At 38.8% G+C, this 17356-nt stretch carries 12 protein-coding genes; 6 read left to right on the top strand and 6 right to left on the bottom strand.

Annotated features, from left to right (window positions below; translation table 11 throughout):
* The first annotated feature begins 80 nt into the window (after positions 1 to 80).
* On the top strand, positions 81 to 1535 hold the full coding sequence (gene pdxR / locus V6R21_RS04195; protein WP_334241173.1) for a MocR-like pyridoxine biosynthesis transcription factor PdxR: 1455 nt from the start codon (positions 81 to 83) through the stop codon (positions 1533 to 1535).
* 409 nt (positions 1536 to 1944) lie between these two features.
* On the opposite strand, the gene V6R21_RS04190 is transcribed toward pdxR, so the two are convergent.
* From V6R21_RS04190 to V6R21_RS04165, 6 genes are all read right to left on the bottom strand, one after another.
* Positions 1945 to 2985, bottom strand: coding sequence for an IS110 family RNA-guided transposase (locus tag V6R21_RS04190; RefSeq protein WP_334241171.1), 1041 nt, complete (start codon positions 2983 to 2985; stop codon positions 1945 to 1947).
* A 776-nt stretch (positions 2986 to 3761) separates the two neighbouring features.
* Positions 3762 to 5102, bottom strand: a complete 1341-nt coding sequence (locus tag V6R21_RS04185; protein ID WP_334241169.1) for a transposase — start codon at positions 5100 to 5102, stop codon at positions 3762 to 3764.
* A 119-nt stretch (positions 5103 to 5221) separates the two neighbouring features.
* Complete coding sequence (locus V6R21_RS04180; RefSeq protein WP_334241166.1) at positions 5222 to 6637, bottom strand: sugar porter family MFS transporter; 1416 nt, start codon at positions 6635 to 6637, stop codon at positions 5222 to 5224.
* Between the two features lie 189 nt (positions 6638 to 6826).
* A complete protein-coding gene (locus tag V6R21_RS04175; RefSeq protein ID WP_334241164.1) occupies positions 6827 to 9448 on the bottom strand; it encodes a BRCT domain-containing protein in 2622 nt (873 codons plus the stop codon).
* 35 nt (positions 9449 to 9483) lie between these two features.
* Positions 9484 to 10596: an AAA family ATPase gene (locus V6R21_RS04170; protein ID WP_334241162.1), complete on the bottom strand. Its 1113-nt coding sequence runs from the start codon at positions 10594 to 10596 to the stop codon at positions 9484 to 9486.
* Between the two features lie 34 nt (positions 10597 to 10630).
* Positions 10631 to 11902: a vWA domain-containing protein gene (locus V6R21_RS04165; protein ID WP_334241160.1), complete on the bottom strand. Its 1272-nt coding sequence runs from the start codon at positions 11900 to 11902 to the stop codon at positions 10631 to 10633.
* Between the two features lie 491 nt (positions 11903 to 12393).
* Here V6R21_RS04165 and V6R21_RS04160 point away from each other — a divergent pair, with 491 nt between their 5' ends.
* The 5 genes from V6R21_RS04160 to V6R21_RS04140 all read left to right on the top strand — a co-directional run bounded on the left by V6R21_RS04160 (position 12394) and on the right by V6R21_RS04140 (position 16771).
* Positions 12394 to 12636 carry a hypothetical protein gene (locus tag V6R21_RS04160; RefSeq protein ID WP_334241158.1) on the top strand — a complete coding sequence of 81 codons (243 nt, stop codon included), beginning with the start codon at positions 12394 to 12396 and terminating at the stop codon, positions 12634 to 12636.
* Positions 12637 to 12775: 139 nt separating this feature from the next.
* Positions 12776 to 13186 carry a hypothetical protein gene (locus V6R21_RS04155; RefSeq protein ID WP_334241156.1) on the top strand — a complete coding sequence of 137 codons (411 nt, stop codon included), beginning with the start codon at positions 12776 to 12778 and terminating at the stop codon, positions 13184 to 13186.
* Between the two features lie 173 nt (positions 13187 to 13359).
* Complete coding sequence (locus V6R21_RS04150) at positions 13360 to 14466, top strand: IS4 family transposase (protein WP_334240759.1); 1107 nt, start codon at positions 13360 to 13362, stop codon at positions 14464 to 14466.
* A 389-nt stretch (positions 14467 to 14855) separates the two neighbouring features.
* Positions 14856 to 15806: a ParA family protein gene (locus V6R21_RS04145; RefSeq protein WP_334241154.1), complete on the top strand. Its 951-nt coding sequence runs from the start codon at positions 14856 to 14858 to the stop codon at positions 15804 to 15806.
* A gap of 125 nt (positions 15807 to 15931) precedes the next feature.
* A complete protein-coding gene (locus V6R21_RS04140; protein ID WP_334241151.1) occupies positions 15932 to 16771 on the top strand; it encodes a ParB N-terminal domain-containing protein in 840 nt (279 codons plus the stop codon).
* Positions 16772 to 17356 lie beyond the last annotated feature (585 nt).

The following is a 17356-nucleotide window of genomic DNA, read 5'->3' as shown; positions in this document are numbered from 1 at the left end:
GTGTTTTATGATAGTCGTGCGAAAATAGTGTATCATTGGTATATGTTACTATACCAATTTTAATAAGTTCTCTAGTCCAGATGCTGCCATATAAAACGCTTATCACAATAGACCGAGACACCAAGATTCCTGTCTACATTCAAATCTGTAATCACTTTATAAACATTATTTCCAAGGGAATTTTGACACCCTCTTCAAAATTGCCTAGTTCACGTGAACTTGCCACCTTGCTTGGCATCAACAGGAATACCATCAACCAAGCTTACGAAGAGCTTATCAGCCAAGGTTGGACTATCTCACTGGACAGGAAGGGCATTTTTGTTATTGACAATCTGCCAGAAGTTGCTATTTCATCACATCGTAATCAAGAAACCATTGCAGAGGGTTCTTTCAGGTGGAACAAACCAGCCTTTCCAAACCCTAATTTCTACCCCAACTTTAAAACCTCTTTAGCCATAGATGATGGTTTTCCGGATGTCCGGCTAACACCTATTGACATCTTTATGAGGGAATACCGCAGCATCGCCAAGGCACAGTATAATAGGTCTTTTCTCAAGTATGGAAATCCACAAGGGTCAGAGAACCTCCGACAGGAAATTTGCCGTTACCTGTCCGAATCACGTGGGCTCAATACCCAGCCAAACCAGTTGTTGATCACAAAAGGAAGTCAGATGGGTATCTACCTGTTGGCTCAGTTACTTCTGAAGAAGGGTGATACAGTAGCTGTAGGAATGTCCAATTACTTTGCTGCTGATACCACATTTCGTCACAGTGGGGCAAACCTGCTGAGAATCCCTGTTGATGAAGATGGGATGGATATAGATTTTCTGGAGCAAGCACTACATCACCAAACAATTAAAGCAGTTTATATAATTCCGCATCACCATTGGCCTACTACTGTGACACTCAATATGAAACGGAGGCTAAAGCTACTTCAGCTTGCCCAAAAATACAGGTTTGCGATTATTGAAGATGACTACGATTACGATTTCCATTACCGGAGCAAGCCACATTTGCCAATCGCCAGTATAGACCACAGCCAAAACGTACTGTATATCGGTTCGTTATGCAAGACTTTTGCCCCAAGCATACGCTTAGGATTCCTGACTGGCCCTGCTGATTTTATTCAGGAAGCGACCTATCGGAGAAGGTTGATTGACATACAGGGAGATACGGTATTGGAAGAGGCCATGGCGGCCATGATCAAGAGTGGTGAATTGAATAGGCATTTCAGGAAATCAGTAAAACTGTATAAGGAAAGGCGAAACCTGTTCTGTGAGATTCTGGAAAGAGATTTCAAGGACAGTATCCATTTCAAGGTTCCTGAAGGAGGAATGGCTGTATGGTCCCGATTTGATAAAAAAATAGACCTGAATAAACTTACAGCGACCATGACCCAAAAGGGGGTTTCCATGTTGGCTCCATCCTCCTACCAAAATGATTCCTTCAAGGAAAATGCCATGAGACTAGGGTTTGCTTCCCTAAATGAAGACGAGATTATCAAAGTACTTGACCTACTCAAACAGCATATCTGACAAGATAAGCAGGTGTATTATTGAAATCGGAAGTTTTAAGCACTTCAATGATTTATAGGTTCAACTCCTTTGGAGTTGGATCAATGGATTTACTTATACCGCAGGCTTTTGCCTACGGCTATTATTGTTCAATCCCTTTGGGATTTTTTCTCTTACAGCAAACACCCCACTGGCGCAAGGTACTGTGATTAAATGCAAGAAAAATTTTTGTATTTTTTGTAGATTGCTCTTTGAGAGGAGATCATAGAAAAACATTTTCTGTATCTACCCCGTGTAGCCACCATCGTGTGGCTACTTTTTATTTGGCAAAAGCAGACTAGTATCGCCTTTTCAGGCGGAAATTTTCGCTTAGCTCGTTTCACTCACACGCTGTCATTTCCCGCCCTTAAGAGCGATTCATATCTCTTTCCTAACTTTTAGTTTCATTGATTAGACCTTTTGTATTCTTTTCTGACCGCCTAGGTTCAAAACATTGCTCTGTTTTCCATAAAGTATAGAGTAATCTCAAAAGCTTGGACTGTACAGCCACATAGCCTTTCATTTTATAGCCCGAGCGCTCATAGACCCGTTGCTGAAGGTTGCTGAAATTTCCCACTTTATAGCGCACTACATTCAAAGCGGCCATGTGCATGATCCGGCGTATATGACTGTTCCCTTTCTTGGAGATACTAGTAGTACCCCGCCGCTGACCTGACTGGTTTTCCCGTACATCATAGCCGGCATAACTAGTGAGTTGCTTTCCGTTATGAACCAGTGAAAACCCATTGGTCTCAGCCACTACTATAGCAGCTGTCATCAGACCGACTCCCTTGACAGAAGTCATGTATGCTACTTTTTTACGCAAAGCCTCATCTTTTTCAATCAATAACCCGATCTGTTGCTCTATTTCCTGAAGCTGTTTTTCTATTGCCTCCAATGCAACTTGAAGCCCCTCAGCAACTTCTCGGAGTGGGTACATGCTGTATGTCAGTTGCTTGTACTGATTCTTGAATTGTACCAGTACTTTGCACAGGTCCTCATGGTAACGGGTCATGCTTCGAAGCACATACAGGTTTTCAGACAATGGCTGCCAAACCAATAGTTGCTGATCTGCCCCCATTTGGGCTAACCCCTTTGCATCGATGTGATCATTTTTACTCTTCAACCCCAAACTCTTCAGGTAGTTTTTCGCCCGGTTGGCCAATACTACATGAACAGTCTGCCCTTCTCTAAAAAGAAACCAAGCCAGCTGCTCATGGTAGTTGCCGGTTGCCTCCAGTACAAAACTGCAAGGTAACTTTTCCCTTTGCCGCTGCTCATACCACTCCTTGAATCTGGTAAAGCCTGCCAAAGAGTTTTCAAATCCTTTGCTGCCTTTCACCTTGCAATGTCCATCAAGATCCTTGGATAGGAAACATACCTTGAAGTTTTGTTTGGACATGTCGATACCGAGGGAATACTTAACCGCCATAGTAGAGAGAGTTTGGTATTATACATCTGAAATGTTCCTATTCTTTGCTCACCTTTACTCATTTTTGATGCTGGATCACAGGTATAAGCCTGTGTCCTTAGGTACTGTTCAGGTTCTGAAAGAATATACAGGGAAGGGAGTCCCTTGCGCACTGTATTACAAAATGTATACTTAGTATTTGAGCCCTTACTCTTCCCTGCTGAACATACCCCAAGTAAATAAAGAAATTGTACTTTTATATGATGTGCAATTATATGAGTATTAGTATTTCAAAGGAGCATAGCGAGTGCAGAAATACGCTACTTGTGCCTAAAATAATTAATCGCTCCTCTTCCCCTAAAAAATCAATCCCTTGCTAATAGTAGTAAAATATTAAGCATAAGTAACACCCTGCAACATTCGCTTCACTCACTTATTGAGCTAATATCTGCATTAGTGGGAAGACAAAGGACTAAAGTCCTTTGCTATTGAATATTGTACTTTCAGCACAATATAGGGTTACCGATTTAAATCATTCCATGGAATGAACGATAAGTAAAGTTCTTTGCTGTTTGACTTGGCTTTAAATCTTCTTTATTCTGTTTAACTAAATGTACATTACCCCGCTATGTCATCCTGTTCAATTGCAACAGTTATAGGTATCTGCATAAAAAAAGGGAACCGAAGCTCCCTTTCTTTTTTGTCTTTATAAGTAATTGACTTGTTTGATATATATAAGCCAATGGTAATGCGTTTCTTATGCAAATGTTGGTACTGCTTTAAAAAACAACATGAGTTTACCCGAATTCTTGTTTCATCAAGAAAATCAGGGCATCTCTAAGTCTATAAAGCGGTATGGAAGCAATTCTGTACCGCTTTCCTTTTTTGTCAGAAGTATGTTTTAGAATAAGTACTACTAGGACACCCTTCCTCAAATGCATCAGCCAAAGCAAAAACAGGTAAACAAGCATGACGATCTTGATAAACTTCATTCGCTTTTCCCATGTCATGACTCTGATAGACTCAATACCCAGCTCAGCTTTGTTGTAACGGAAAGTGCTTTCGACAAGCCATCTTCTTGAATAGGCAAAAACCAGTTTCCAGGCATGTCGACTGTTTTCCACCCTCTCGGAAGTGAGTAGATACCAAGGGCTTCTTCCCATCTTTCCTGACCGGCAGATGATCAGGGTGAGTGGCACATCCGGGTATGCAGGGTGCGTCACCCTCATCCAGAGGACACCGGCTTTTCGGTAGACCTGCTGTTTCATGTCCCATACCATCCGTGTAGAGGTGGCTTTTTTTCCAATGGACAGGTAACAGGTCTTCTTTTTCACCCCGGCGGAATTGAGCAGGATGTAGTGTCCGTTCCACCGGATGAGGAACCGGCATTGCAGTCCGATCAGGAAGCTGAGCCAACGGGTTGCGGCAAAGCCTCTGTCAAATACATGTAGCGCGGTATCTCCAAGCAACTCCTGACATCGCTTCAGGAGCCTGACATGCCGGTCATACCAGCCTTCCGCCTGCGGACCACGATGGCTCCAACAGTCACTGCGAAACAGGATGGGAGCCGTATCCATACCCGACAGCAATACCGTTAGCCAATGCAGGCCTGCTACAAAAGCAGGCTTGGTGGTAGGAGGATCGTAATACCCTTTCCGGATGCGGATCAGACGCTTGAACTTGCTGCTGCGTACAGGGCAGAGCCCTTCCCCCTTTTCCGTCTCATGCTTTTCTATTTCCCCATCGTCCCACAGGGCCAGCAACCACTTGCCGCTAGCCACTACCTCTGTGGCAAATGCTACAGCCTGCTGCTCAAAGAAATTATCCAGCAAGGTTGACATCCACTTCTGTGAGTCCAGTAGCCGATGGATACGTTTCATACCTGCCCAGCCTTGGTGCTCTCCCAAAAAGTGGGCGCCTAACCTGGTCACCAGCAAGGAGTGCCGACTGTTTTCCAGGCTCAGGATCGAGACAAATAAATGGTAGAAAGTTCGGACCAGACGTTTGTCCAATACTTGGTTCAAGGTCTCAAGTAAAGGCTCCAGAAATACGTACAACCGACTTAAGGTGATTTTTGCCAGACGGGCGCACTCTTTGGGAGCTGGCTTTGTTTCTTTATGTAGAATATAATTCTTCATAAAAAAGAACCTTCAGAAGAGAAATAACATTCCCTTTTGAAGGTTCTTTTATATTACACCGAAAATTCGGGTAAACTCATGTTATTAGTTTAGTTTATAAACACAACTTATCACAACTACTATTCATTTTCTTTCCAAAGCTGCTCCATTTCCTCCAAGGTTTTCCCTTTCGTTTCAGGAACAAATTTCCAAACAAAGAATATTGTCACCAGACACATAGACCCATATACCCAAAATGGGAATCCTCCATGATACTGCTCTTGCAAGTACTCATTCTCCATCATCATTGGGAAGGTCTGTGATACCAAGAAGTTGGAAATCCACTGTACGGCAACTGCTACAGACATTGCTACACCCCTGATACTGTTAGGAAAGATCTCAGAAAGCAATACCCAAACAACAGGTCCCAATGACAGTGCAAAAAAGGCTATATAACCCAAAACGAATGCCAATAACCACACATCCGTATTCTGAAGGTATGCAGCAAAACCGATGGCAGAAATACAGATACCCATCCCTGCTGAACCGATTATCATCAATGGTCTACGACCTAATCTATCTACTGAGAAAATGGCGATAACTGTAAACGTAAGGTTTACTGCCCCTACCACAATCGTTTGTAACAATGCTGTATCTGAACTACCGTTACCCAGTTTCTTGAAAATCTCTGGTGCATAATACAAGAATACGTTGATACCTGTTACCTGCTGGAACAATGACAGAGCTGAACCGATCAGTACAATTTTCAATGCCCAAGATTGCCAGATACTCACTTTAGTCTGGTTATTCTCTGCTGAAAGTGATCTTTTAATATTACTGAAGGCAGTTTCTACATCACCACCAATTTTATCCAATACTGTATGTGCTTCTTCTTCTCTCCCTTTCATCACCAACCAACGTGGACTTTCTGGTACAATCAGCAGTAGCAATGTAAACGAGAAGGCAGGAATCATTTCTGAAGCAAACATCCAACGCCAGCCTACTTCCTGGTTCCAGCTTTCACCTCCTTGCATAGCAATGAAGTAATTCACAAAATATACTATCAACATACCGAAAATGATGGCAAACTGATTTACAGCTACCAATCGTCCCCTAATGTTGGAAGGTGCCAACTCAGCGATGTACATTGGGGAAAGCATAGATGCGATACCTACACCAACACCACCGATTATACGGAAGATAACAAATATGGTAAGCGTATCAGGAATTGCAGAGCCTACAGCTGATATCAGAAACAATACACCAGCAATAATCAACGTCTTTTTACGTCCCAATGTATCACTGATCATGCCTGCAACAGCAGCACCACCAATACAACCTATCAAGGCACTGGAAGCTGCCCAGCCCATTTCCATTGCGGTTAATCCAAAAGCTGTTTTCAGATATCCAATAGCTCCAGAAATTACAGCTGTATCATAACCAAAAAGGAGTCCCCCCAGCGCTGCCACTAAAGTTACTGAAGTAATAAATCCAATTTGTATCTCTTTATGTTCCTCGCTGGTTCTGACAGGTCCCTCAGTTTGAATAGTGCTCATACAATCTCATCATTTAATGGTTAAAAAGATCCATCCATACAGGACAGCTCATCAAAAGGTTTTGAATGTTAGTGTATAAATTACATATATTCAATCTGAAGCAGGCTTGGAAACAAAAAAAACGGTTTCGCAACCGTTTTCAATAAACATATTTTTAAAGTGTAAGAAAGAAAATAAAGACTTTTTACCTCAAACTAATATCTCACAGTTTGGTAATGCCTGATAAACCTCATCAGGTATCTGAAGAGACTTTGCATGTTCTCCATAACCCACTTTATTTCCTCTCATATCAAGCTTTTCCAACCCTTTCAGGTTCAATAATTCCATTGGAAATGTTGTAAATTGATTAACAGACAGGTTCAACCTTTTCAAATTTGACAACTGACTGATATCCTGAGGAATTTTAGTCAGAAAATTGACTGAACAATCCAATTCTTCCAAATCCTCAAACTTGGCAATATCAGTTGAAAGTGTTTCCATCTTTACGTTGTGAAGCTTGAGGTGAGTAACCTTCTTGCTATCCAGTATATCAGTTGGCAAGTCTGTATTTTTATTGGAGTAACCCAAGTCTATATCTTCAATTGACTTTTGACTGTAATCTGTATACCCCAATGCCCTTGTCCAGTCCAGAAAACCATCCTCATATACCAAGGCAACTGCTTTTATTCTCCATTCCTGATTGGGTTTTGTCTTTTTGAATACATAGCGCAAACCCTTCTTATGATGCTCATAAAGCATATGACAGAACTCAAAGCAAACCTCTTTTGTCCAAGTCTTTTCAACCTTGCGAAGCTTGCCTACAATCTCATACTCCTTAAGCTTGTGAGGATTAGGCATCCCAACTCTGTCATTTACTGCTGGCAATAGGTATTCTGGTGCATTGGCAAGCATCAGTTTCCTGATTTCACTCCTTACTTTTGTCTGCCCTGCTGTCTTCTGTAAATAAAACAGTTCACCGATAAGTTTTTTCGGAACTCCTCCAGTTTTCAGCATTTCTACCCCTAAAAGGACATTGCTTACATCTTCACTTTTCAGTAAATCCATCAGGTTCTCGGCCATGGTTTCATCAGTATCCTCATCCAGAAGATATGTAGGCATATGTTCATTCAAAAACGCTGTCAGAACCGATTCAGTCAAGACTTTTGCATTGACCTCCCCCTCATATTGTGTAATCTCTTTTGGACTGGCCCCTACTACAATATGTGTTACTTTATCTGTCAGCTTACTACTGTATTTAACACCAATCTCCTTCAGCTTTTCCCTGATTTCTGTCTTCTTCAATGTAGTTCGTCCCATAACAGTAATCACTGAAGACTTGGATAAACTTTCACGGGCATTTTCTGCCTCAATAATAGCAGAAAGACGTTTCATCATTACTGTCTGAAGTGGCTTGTATGGAACAGAAAGCCCTTCTAAAGTCCTGTTTTTGCCTGTATCAGGTATCTTTTCAATATCTCTCCTTTTGCTTACCTCATGAAAGAACCATCGTTTACTTTCCTCTGAGATATTCGCTTTCCCTAATGAAGAGGTCAATTGCTCAAACTGATTTTGTGTACATCTAAAACCCAAAACTTGCTTTCCATCTTGGAAATAGACCCTATTTTGTGTTACCAAACCAAACAGGTCAGCCTCTTTTGGCACACTTGCCAGTGAAACCGTTCTGAGTGAAGGTAATTTGGATAGCCCTTCAAATGTCTTTAGTGGGTTATATTTTATGGACAACAAGGATAATTTGTCAAGAGTAAGGCTTGCAGGTAATTCCTGAAAGGCATTCCTGTCCAATACCAGATGTACCACTTTACTCAACTGACTAAATGTATCAGGCAAGGTTGCCAAGTTATTCTGTGTTAAGTTCAAGACACAAAGGTTTGAAAGTTGTCCAATCCAATCAGGAAGCTCATCCAATTTGGCTCCTTCTACTTCCAATGCTTCCAAACTCCGTAGGTTTGCTATAGGTTCAGGTAAAATTCCCAAAGGGTTACGTCCAATGTTGAGTGACTTCAATGACTGTAACGCTTCCATAGACTTAGGTATAGTCGTAAGCTGATTTCCCTGACAATGCAAATGAACTAACCCAGTAAGTTTTCCCATTTCCTCAGGAAGTTCTTTTAGCTTGCCAATGGATATATTCAAAAACTTTAGCTTAGAAAGCTCAACAATAGAACTTGGTAATGTTTGCAAGTTACTTCCTACAATATTCAGACTGTGAAGTGCTTTTAACTTTCCAAAATCAGATGGCAAGGATGCTATTGGGTTATTGACAATCTCCAATGTTAGCAAAGATGGCAAGGTATCAGTACCCAATATGATTTTTTTTAACCCTGAACTGGTAATATTCAGTGACTGTAAATGTGGAAATCTGACATTCTCAAAATTCAACTCCTCCAATACCGTATTCTGAAAACTTGCTTCAATCAGATGAAACATCTTTTCCAGATTCTTTGAAAGGTTCTCCACAGGTGCTTTCAGGCTCAAATTCTGTAATGGAAGCTGAAAAAATGACTCAGGTAATACTTTTAGCTTACTTGCTTCCAATGTTAAGTTCTTCAGCTCACTCAATTCCCCTATTTGAGATGGAATATCAGAGAAAACACAGTTATTGAATGATACCTCTTTCAGCTTCTTGAAATGAAGCAGTATATCCGGTACTATTTGATCTTTTACGTTGTAAACAAAAAGCTTTTCAAGGTTTTGACATGCCTTGATTGCATTCAACTGTTCCTCTAATTTTCCTTCACGTAAATGAGCTGAACGAACAGACAAAGGATCAGTTTTCACTAATGAATCAGTTGCACTATATATATAACTCATGGTTTTAATCTCTTAGCTAATGGGTTCTTATTTGACTACATTTTCTTCAATAACATTTTGCTAATCTCAGGATCAGCCATTACCATCTTCAAAGCCGCATTTTTGGACGAAACCAAGTCTTGCAACATTGTTAGGCGAATATCATTAGGAAGGAAGTCCATTTTGATAAAATCCTGAAGGTTTTTAAGGTGTTGTTTTTCTAGTTTGACCTTGTTTAAGGTAAGATAGTTGACCATTCTAGTACAGAGTGTCGCTATTATATCAACCCTTAAAGTATCCTTGTTTACAATCTCATGAATATGGTTGTAAACCTTGTCCTTAAATTTCTCCGCACTCAGGATTTCTTCTGGAGAAATCAGCTTACCTAAATTTTGGTTAACGAAAGACATAAACGATACAGCTGTACTTTCATCCAAACAAGAATCTGCCAACATCTGGACAAGTCCTAGGTTTTTATTCAGGTCCTTGATAGAGGAAATTGTTTCAAAGAACTGTACCAATGTTCTAGGAGTTGTACGGTTTCCATCCACAACCTCAGGATATGTCAATACAAAGTTGATTCCTCTTTCATCTACATCATGCTGCTCAGCCCATAATGCCCAATCTTTAGGATCAAAACGCATTGTGATATGCATCATTCGTGTTAGCATAGCATCATCCATTGGTGTTACAGAATAGTCTCCCCCATCAGGGTTTGCAGTTAAGACAATCTGCCAACCCTTTGGTAATGTCCAGCTCACCAGTTCGAAGTTTTGAAGCAATTGCATAATTCCTCTTAGGATCCTGTCATCAGCCCTATTGACATCATCAATCAATAAAATACCTGGTCCTTCTTCTGTTGGTACCCATTCTGGTGCTCTAAAAACAGTTTTTCCGTTTTCAATGGATGGCATCCCCACCAAATCACCCATCTCTTCAAATTGGGCAGGTGCTACATATGCCCACTTATAGTCAAGCTTTTCAGCTATCTGTTCAACTATTTCAGTTTTACCGATTCCATGTCGTCCCCAAATACAGATTGGTGTTTTTTTCTTACCCGCTTCTTCTGCCACTGCATTAGCTTCCAAAATATGTTTCACGAAACTTTCTACTTCTGCAGCATGTGTTTCGGTGCCATAATAAACGTATTGATGTTGTTGTGTAGTCATTTGGAAATTGAATTTGTGTTTTAAAAAAATCGAATTAGCGGGTTGCCATTTTTACCTTTCTTCCTGGTAAAGTCACCCAAGATGAATCATCCTCTTTTAGCCCTTGACTGGATATCAGCCATAAGATCGAACATCGGCTCTTAATTGAAGGTGCTGCAGCAAATCCATCTGTAAAATAAATGATGGCATCAGGGTTGTACTGCTCGTTTGCAAACAAGATTGGCTCATCAAATGCTGTTCCTCCCCGTCCACTTATTATTTCTGGTGGTTTACCCCTATACAAATACTGTTGATGAATATGGGTATCACATTCCACAATATAGATTTCGGCTCCTTGTCTCCATATATGGTATATTTCACTGAAGAAATCCTGTAACTCTGGTATCGATACACTGCCAGATGTATCAATGGCTACCAACAGCTTTTGCTTACGTTTGACCTTAATACCTGGTGTAGTACCATACCGTTTGGATGGTCTTTGAATAGTAGTCTTTAAAAAAGTACGACTACTGGATGCTGCAAAAAGTCTTAAGACTCTCCGCCAATCAAGATTGGGTTTTAAGGACTCCAATAACTCATTCAGGTATTCCTGCAATCCTAATGGCAAATGCCCTATTCCTTTACCCTTATATTTTATCCTATTGACAGTTTGCTTGATAATATCATTAACATACCGTTCCATTATTTTTTGTTCTGCATCAGATAACTCCTCTACACTTTTCCAGAATTTATGTTTTTCCAGTTCTGGATGGTCATCCTTCAACAAGTCATCAAGCATAATTGGAGAAGGTTTTCCTTCTAAATTTCCTTCTTCACTATTACATTCATTGGCTGATGTAATAGTATTCTTATCAATCAGTTTTTTCAGTTTATGGTAATAATAGCCTACATCCTGATTGGGTTTTAGTTTGATATTATATTTTTCTTCTATATACCAAAACCTTTGTAGAGTGATCCCACCTTCAGGTAACTGCTCTTCATTTATATATTGATTTACTACCAAGTCAGCAGCTATATTGTAAAGGTACTTATGTGAAAATTCTTTCTGCTTTGTCAAATGCTTTAGAACTATATGCAACACTTCATGTTTTATTAGTCCATAACGGTGTTCTGGTTTTTCAAGACTCTCCCAAAACTCAGGGTTTACCATCAGTTTGACCATCTGTGGATTTACCATCCCAACAGCAGCTGTATTTACCCTATCAGATACCTCTTTAACAATACCAGTAAAAAAGTGCCCATAAAAAGGTTCATTTAGCAAAAGCTTGATACTGGTTTTGGATATTTCTTCAAGTATAAGTCCCATAATGCTGTAATCATTTTTAATTGATTGATAATACAAATGTCATCTTACAGATCGTAAAAGAATTACGGAGTTATATTTTTTTTATTTATTTTCTTTTCCTCTAACCTTATTCACTTCTTCAAATTGTTCCATTACTGAATGCTTTACCTTCATCTAATTAAATTCTTTGGTTTATGTAGGTATTCACTCCATTAACCAACTTATAAATAAATGAGTGTAAATTATTGGATATAAAATCAAGAACTGTCCATCCTCATTAACCCATGAAAATTAATATTATCAAGTTCAATTTTAACATGGAATGGTTTTTGAAAATCTGCTTAAAAGTTTATTAATATTTAAACGTAAGATTACACTAATTCAATACTTTATCTTATTTTTGGTATAAGCCATTTTTTAAAAGACAGTAGGTTTGTTAACTATTTTGTAATGAACCTGCAAACTATTTAATAAATAAGCTTTTAACCGTTTAACCACTTTATCCATTAACTATGCAACATACTTATGCATTCGGCTCAATGCGTTTTTTAAACCTTGTTGAACGACTCTCCTCATCTGATATTATGTTAGGAATTGAACGTCAAAGGTTACTGTTAGATTTACGTCAAGAGTATGGCCGAATAAGAGCATCTTTAACTGTCTCTGGTAATAACCAAAGAACTATTGAAAACAACCTACATTCCTTAATCAGAGAAGCTGGAATATGGGATGAGTTTTCAAAATCCCTTATCTAAATCAGAACCCCTTGTATCAAGATTATACAAGGGGTTTTTATTTTTTTTCCATTCTAATACATGTGAAGGCTTTTTGAAGGCAATAGGATGTGTTACTCTATTTTCGTAAATTATAACCATAACCATTCTGATCCTTATCATGCTTAAGACTATCACGAACCACTCTGTCCATTATTTTGATGGACAAAAGCAACTTCTCATTACTGAAAGTCACTCTGTAGCCCCAACCAAAACATCTCATCTTTTGGAGATGGAAATTACCCAATCCTGCCTTTTCAAATACAATCCACATTTCTGGCTTGTTGATATTTCTCTTTTACTGGATCATCATATTTCTGTAAGAACAATAAAAGAAGTGAATGAATGGCAAGCTGTTTTAAAAAGAACGAATTTGGAAAAAATCGCTTTTGTAACAGGTTATGATTCTACATTCTCATTTGAATATGTAAACCTGATTTTTGAAAAACTAAAGTGGTCTCCTGAAATACCAGAAATTAAGTTTGAGTCATTTAGTGATAAGAATGAAGCCAAATTATGGCTTAAAGGTTAGGTTGCTTTTTTAACTTATGTCACTCTACGGTACAGTTTTAATAACAAAGTGAGTTAAGGGTGTAATACTGGATTACAGGATATTTGCAGGTTATTTAAGGGCTGATTGGGGCAAGAAAAAGCAAAGGTCTAACTTTGCCGTTCGCCAAAACCACAAGCCAGACCTTTACCTTTATGTTGACTGCAAATATACTTGAAATCCTCTGCGGTTTCCAAATCGTCAAAGGCAAACCAAGCAAACAGGTACTAGCCAAGCTAATTACGGCCTTGGTGGAAGATGAAAATGTGCAATTTCATCAGATAGCCAAAAACTTGCCATCCAAGGCACAAAAAGCTTCTCGGACCAAGCAAGTCAAACGCTTTATGTCAGGAGCTGTGTTCAATTATCAGGCCCTGATGGCATGGTTGTTTTCCTGCCTGCCATCCGGAAAGATCACCCTCTGCATTGACCGAACCAACTGGCAGTCCAGAAAGCAGGCAGTGAATATTCTGGCCGTGACGGCCTACAGTCATGGCGTGGGTTTCCCACTGGCTTTTCGGCTACTGGACAAAAAAGGAAACAGCCACCAGCAGGAGCGTATTGATTTGCTGAAGGAAGTGCTTCAGATTGTACCTCCCGAGCGGATCGGGAAAGTGATTGCAGACCGAGAGTTTATCGGCAAAAAGTGGCTTCGGTTTATGACCATGCAAGGGATTGTCTTCTGCGTTCGGATTCCATCACACCACAAAATCAACATCGATGGTGTGGAGAAAACAGGAGAGGTATGGAGCAAAGAAGGTTTTCGTTGCACTGACCGAAGAGCGACGATCTATGGAATGGACCTGACCCTTTCCATGCAGATGACCAAGGATAAAAACGGGCGAAAGGACTACCTGATCGTAGTCTCAAACCTGATGAAAAGCGGCTTGCTGTCAAGCTATAGAAAACGGTGGAGCATCGAGGTGTTCTTCCAGTCGCTCAAAGGGCGGGGATTCAACCTGGAAGCCACTCACCTGACCAAATTGGATCGGCTTGAAAGACTTTTTGCTGTGGTGTGTATGGCCTTTGCTGTTTGTCACTTATTTGGCGTGGCTTTCCATGAAAAAGTACAAAACATAAAAGTAAAGAACCACGGTTACAGGGAGAACAGCTATTTCAGAAAGGGAAAAGATCTGTTGCAGGAGCATTTCTGTACGAGACCCCGCCAAGTAGGTAATGAGATCAAAGGACTTTGGAAGAAGTTTTGGAGGGGAATTAGTTCCAAAACACCATCTGAAAAACTGGTTTTTAGTTGGTTATAAAAAAGTGTACCGTAGAGTGAACTTATGTAACTGTTAAGCTTTTATATCATTTTACTTTTTCAATGGTTTCCTTAAAACCTTGCAAAGTGCCAGCATGACACTTTGATTCTCAAACACTCCATTTAATATTTTTTATTCAAGGTGTCATAGTGGCACCTTGCTGATTTTTTTATTTAATAGTAATTCCTTCTTTCAGAATATGACCAAAGTGCCAACATGACACTTTGTGAAAATATCCTTCTCACCTCATTTACCTTTAATAATAAATTAATTTTGACTTCATTATTGGTCATATTATATATTTTTTGGTCATAATATTGGACAATATTTATAAATGTTATTTATTTACGGTCACAAATTTGGACAGAAAACCAACTAAAAGACCATAAATGAAGACAACAGCAGTAATTGATTTTTTGAATGGAAATCCTGCTCTATCACTTTCAGCATTAGAAAAAGAAGCAGGTCTTAGCAAAGGACTTTTAAGTAAAGTACAAAGAGGAGAAAGACAGTTAAATGACAAACATTTACTGCAACTAAAGCCTATTCTGGTTAAATATGGTTTTAACCAACAGGCTAATAATAGTGGTAAAGCTAAAGTGATTTCAATTATCAACCATAAAGGTGGTGTAGCTAAAACAACAACAGCTATCAACCTTGGTAAAGCACTTTCACTTTTAGGGAAAAAAGTTTTACTGGTTGATATTGATGCTCAAGGTAACCTATCTCAAGCATTAGGTATTGACCAACCTGAAAAGCAATTGGTAAATGCACTTTTGGATGATGAACCTCTACCAATTTACAACATCTCTGAAAACCTTGACCTATCTCCTTCTGATTTGGAATTGGCAGATGCTGACTTGGAATTGGTTCAACAAATTGGTGGTTTCAACCGCTTGAACAAAGTGTTGCAACCTGTCCTTAATGACTATGACTATGTATTGGTTGATTGTCCTCCAGCTCTCAACATAATTACAAATGCAGCATTGGTGGCAGCTGATAGTTGCTTGATTACTTTACAACCTGAGATTTCAGCAATCAAAGGATTGGACAAACTGCTTTCAAGAGTTCAGCAGGTACAGGAAGAAATCAATGATAAGTTAACTGTAGAGGGAGTTGTATTTACACTCGTAAAAAATCAGTTGGTTATCCATCAAGAAAACATGGATTATGTAAAAGAGGCATTGGCTGGTTTCAGGGTATTTGAAAGTGTTATCCGTGTCAATGTTGCCATTACAGAATCACAGTCTGCCCAACAAGATGTATTCAGTTACCAACCAAAAAGTAACGGTGCTGATGATTATATGTCATTAGCATATGAAGTACTTGGAGTAAATTAATCAAAGTGCCAGCATGACACTTTGATTGTCAGAATGATTATCACAATCATTTTTATGTTATTCTCCCTAACTAAACTCAACCACAAACCAAGGTGCCAGCATGACACCTAGATATAATTCTAATAATGGCAAGAAAGAAAATTGCAAGCCCAATTGGGTCAATCAAAATAGATAGAAAGATTGTACAAGATCAAAATATCAAACAGCATATTACCATACTTCCTGAATTGGAAGCACTGATTCCTCCATTAACCAATGAAGAAGTTGATTTGTTGGAAGAAAGTATTCTGAAAGAAGGTTGTCGTGAACCACTAACAATCTGGGAAAGAATAGAGGATGGAGAAACACAATTTGTTCTGATTGATGGTCACAACCGTTACAGAATCTGCCAAAAGAATAAGGTTGAATTCAAATTGAAAAAGCCTCTGTACTTTGATACCAAAGAACAGGTAAAGGATTATATGATAGACCTTCAACTTGGCAGACGTAACTTGACTGAGGAACAAAAAAGCTACTTGAGAGGATTACGATACAACAACGAAAAGGGAACACAAGGTGGTACAAGATCTCAGGAAACTGTAAACAAGAAAAAAGAATTGAGTGAGCAATATGGTGTAAGTGAAAGAACCATAATGAGAGATGCTCAATTTGCAGCTGGACTTGACCGTATTGGAAACAGTAACCCTCAGTTGAAAGCTGATATCTTATCTGGTAATAGAAAGGTTAAGAGAAATGAGGTTCAAGCATTGGCTCAAGCTGAAGAGGATGCGCAGATCGCTTCTGAAAAAGACATTAGCAATGTAGTTGGTCAATCAAATGCTAAATCCCTTTCTGATGAGGATAAACAATTGATGGAACTGAAAAAGGCTTTCAATACAACATCAAAAAGATTGTTTACAAAGAAAGATAAAGATGCAGTGAGTGAGTTAAATGACTTACTGAGACAAATCGAAGAATTGCTATAAAATGATTGTTGTTACATAAAAATGATTGTCAAAAACACCTACTAATGTTAGTTCTAATATAGTAGAAACATTAAGTATCTGATTTATAACTCAATACAGTACACTTCTTGTGGTTATTAGATATCTAAAAGCTCTATTTGACAATCATTTTTATGTCTTTACGTCATTTTGGTGTTATTCCCTTCTCTATAAAATTCACCTATCTGTTATTTCAAAACATAAAAATGATTGTCAAAGCTATTTTTTAGTAGTAAAGATATCAGAATGATAGTTCTCACTACTTTATATAGCATAAAAATGATCGTTATCTACAATTAATTTATGTAATCAGCAATCATTTTTATGTTCTTTAATCCCCCCTATATTAGTGATTAGCATAAAAATGATCGTTATCTGAAATGACTATTTATTTTATCATAGAAAGGATTACATATTTTTAATATAAAATCAACAATCATTTTTATGTCTCAATACCTGATAGAGTATTGTAGAGATTATTAGGTTTATTATTCTTTGTTATTTATGTGACTCATATGTCACTGTAAAACAGATTAATACGTGCTATTTAAGCATAAAAATGATTGC

The organism is Limibacter armeniacum, assembly GCF_036880985.1.
GTDB lineage: Bacteria > Bacteroidota > Bacteroidia > Cytophagales > Flammeovirgaceae > Limibacter > Limibacter armeniacum.
Note: the sequence above shows the minus strand (reverse complement) of the source record. Positions and strands in the feature narration are given on the sequence as shown.

Excerpts from the sequence above, each read along its gene's own strand:
- V6R21_RS04180 (WP_334241166.1), bottom strand. The coding sequence starts at position 6,637 with ATGAGCACTATTCAAACTGAGGGACCTGTCAGAACCAGCGAGGAACAT.
- pdxR (WP_334241173.1), top strand. The coding sequence starts at position 81 with ATGCTGCCATATAAAACGCTTATCACAATAGACCGAGACACCAAGATT.
- V6R21_RS04190 (WP_334241171.1), bottom strand. The coding sequence starts at position 2,985 with ATGGCGGTTAAGTATTCCCTCGGTATCGACATGTCCAAACAAAACTTC.
- V6R21_RS04175 (WP_334241164.1), bottom strand. The coding sequence starts at position 9,448 with ATGAGTTATATATATAGTGCAACTGATTCATTAGTGAAAACTGATCCT.
- V6R21_RS04145 (WP_334241154.1), top strand. The coding sequence starts at position 14,856 with ATGAAGACAACAGCAGTAATTGATTTTTTGAATGGAAATCCTGCTCTA.
- V6R21_RS04150 (WP_334240759.1), top strand. The coding sequence starts at position 13,360 with ATGTTGACTGCAAATATACTTGAAATCCTCTGCGGTTTCCAAATCGTC.
- V6R21_RS04140 (WP_334241151.1), top strand. The coding sequence starts at position 15,932 with ATGGCAAGAAAGAAAATTGCAAGCCCAATTGGGTCAATCAAAATAGAT.
- V6R21_RS04185 (WP_334241169.1), bottom strand. The coding sequence starts at position 5,102 with ATGAAGAATTATATTCTACATAAAGAAACAAAGCCAGCTCCCAAAGAG.
- V6R21_RS04155 (WP_334241156.1), top strand. The coding sequence starts at position 12,776 with ATGCTTAAGACTATCACGAACCACTCTGTCCATTATTTTGATGGACAA.
- V6R21_RS04170 (WP_334241162.1), bottom strand. The coding sequence starts at position 10,596 with ATGACTACACAACAACATCAATACGTTTATTATGGCACCGAAACACAT.
- V6R21_RS04160 (WP_334241158.1), top strand. The coding sequence starts at position 12,394 with ATGCAACATACTTATGCATTCGGCTCAATGCGTTTTTTAAACCTTGTT.
- V6R21_RS04165 (WP_334241160.1), bottom strand. The coding sequence starts at position 11,902 with ATGGGACTTATACTTGAAGAAATATCCAAAACCAGTATCAAGCTTTTG.